The 2,416-nt window shown below is 64.6% G+C and carries 1 protein-coding gene and 1 pseudogene; both read left to right on the top strand.

Annotated elements, in window-relative coordinates; genetic code table 11:
* Positions 1-15 precede the first annotated feature (15 nt).
* Positions 16-1,197 (top strand): annotated as a pseudogene (locus V7080_RS25220) (c-type cytochrome); the annotation flags it as partial.
* Between the two features lie 23 nt (positions 1,198-1,220).
* A complete protein-coding gene (locus tag V7080_RS25215) occupies positions 1,221-2,402 on the top strand; it encodes an acyl-CoA dehydrogenase (protein WP_334191123.1) in 1,182 nt (393 codons plus the stop codon).
* The last annotated feature ends 14 nt before the right edge of the window (positions 2,403-2,416 follow it).

The following is a 2,416-nucleotide window of genomic DNA, read 5'->3' as shown; positions in this document are numbered from 1 at the left end:
GTGTAGATCGACGGGTCGATCTACACGGCGGAAACCATCGAACGCGGCCGCCGCCTCGCCGCTGCCGGCGACTGCGCGGTCTGCCATACCGCGCCCAACGGCGCCCGCAATGCCGGCGGCCGTGCGCTCGACACGCCGTTCGGCAAGATCTACACCACCAACCTCACGCCCGATCCGGACACCGGCATCGGCAAATGGTCGTTCACCGCCTTCCAGCGCGCGATGCGCGAAGGTATCTCCCGCGACGGCCGTCACCTGTATCCGGCGTTTCCCTACACCTCGTTCACCAAGGTCACGGACGATGACCTGATGGCGATCTACGCTTACCTGATGAGCCAGCAGCCGGTACGTGCGGAGGTGCCTGAAACGAAGCTTGCGTTTCCGTTCAGCGTGCGGCCGATGCTGGGGTTGTGGAATGCGCTTTACCTCAAGCCCGGTCCCGATCTCGCGGACCCGGCGCGCTCCGCGCAATGGAACCGCGGCGCCTACCTCGTCAATGGCCTGGGGCATTGCACCGCCTGCCACACGCCGCGCAATGCGCTCGGTGCGGAAAAAATCGGCAGGCACTATCTCGGCGGCGCGATGATCGACGGCTGGGAAGCGCCGCCCCTGACCTCGATCACCCACGCGCCGGTGCCTTGGACCGAACAGGAGTTGTTCCGGTATTTGCGCTACGGCCATACCGAGCAGCATGGCGTCGCCGCCGGGCCGATGATGCCGGTGGTGCAGGAACTGGCGACCCTGCCGGAACAGGATGTGCGGGCGATGGCGCACTACCTCGCGTCGTTCAACGGCGCGGTCGCGGCAGACGATGCACAGGCCGTTGCCGGCGAACTCGTCGCTGCCGCCAGGACCCGCGCCGACCGCGTCGTCAATGCGGATAGCCGCCTTTTCTCGACCGCCTGCGGAAGCTGCCATCACGACGGCAACGGACCGGCATTGCTCGGACTGAACAAGCCGCTCGCCTTGAACAGCAACCTGCACAGCGCCACGCCCGACAACCTGGTGCAAGTCATCCTCCACGGCGTGGCCGAAACGGCAAGCAGCGATGGCGGTTACATGCCGGCATTCAAACACAGCCTGAGCGACGAACAGGTCGCCCGGATCGCCGGCTACATGCGGCAGCGCTATGCGCCCGACAAGCCGGCGTGGAAAGGCATCGAGCATACCGTCGCCAGATTGCGCACCGCACACTAACAATTCATTTCACGGAGAACGACATGGCATCATCGAAAGTGCAATTCCACTGGGACGACCCGCTGCTGCTGGACCAGCAGCTGACTGCCGACGAGCGCGCGGTGCGTGACGCTGCCGCTTCCTACTGCCAGGACAAGCTGCAGCCGCGCGTGCTGGAAGCGTTCCGCCACGAAACCACCGACCCGGCCATCTTCCGCGAAATGGGCGAGCTCGGCCTGCTCGGCCCCACCATCCCCGACCAGTACGGCGGCCCCGGCCTGAACTACGTCAGCTACGGCCTGATTGCCCGCGAAGTCGAGCGCGTCGACTCCGGCTACCGCTCGATGATGAGCGTGCAGTCGTCGCTTGTGATGGTGCCGATCTATGAATTCGGTAACGAGCAGACGAAAGAGAAATACCTGCCGAAACTGGCCACCGGCGAATGGATCGGCTGCTTCGGCCTGACCGAACCGAACCACGGCTCCGACCCCGGCTCGATGATCACCCGCGCCAAGAAGGTCGACGGCGGCTACAGCCTCACCGGCAGCAAGATGTGGATCTCCAACTCGCCGATTGCCGACGTGTTCGTGGTGTGGGCGAAAGACGACGAAGGGGCGATCCGCGGCTTCGTGCTGGAAAAAGACTGGAAGGGACTCACCGCCCCGGCCATCCACGGCAAGTTCGGTTTGCGCGCGTCGATCACCGGCGAGATTGTCATGGATGGGGTGTTCTGCCCGGAAGAAAACGCGTTTCCGGAAGTGCGCGGCCTCAAGGGCCCGTTCACCTGCCTGAACTCGGCGCGCTACGGCATTGCCTGGGGTGCGCTGGGTGCGGCCGAAGCATGCTGGCACACGGCGCGCCAGTACGTGCTGGACCGCAAGCAGTTCGGCAAGCCCTTGGCGGCCAACCAGCTGATCCAGAAGAAGCTGGCGGACATGCAGACGGAGATCACGATGGGCCTGCAGGGATGTTTGCGGCTGGGTCGGATGAAGGATGAGGGGACGGCGGCTGTTGCGATCACGTCGATGATGAAGCGCAACTCGTGCGGCAAGGCGCTGGATGTGGCGCGCATGGCGCGGGACATGCTGGGCGGGAACGGGATCTCGGACGAGTTTGGGGTGATCCGGCACATGGTGAACCTGGAAGTGGTGAACACGTATGAGGGCACGCATGACATTCATGCGTTGATATTGGGGCGGGAGCAGACGGGGATTGCGGCGTTCTGAGGGGGCTTGGCATT

The organism is Noviherbaspirillum sp. (assembly GCF_036846085.1).
Lineage (GTDB): Bacteria > Pseudomonadota > Gammaproteobacteria > Burkholderiales > Burkholderiaceae_D > Noviherbaspirillum.
The sequence above is the reverse complement of the archived record's forward strand: the minus strand, read 5'-3'. Positions and strand labels throughout refer to the sequence as shown.

What these genes read in the sequence shown, in the direction of transcription:
- V7080_RS25215 (WP_334191123.1), top strand. Translation starts at nt 1,221, where the DNA reads ATGGCATCATCGAAAGTGCAATTCCACTGGGACGACCCGCTGCTGCTG.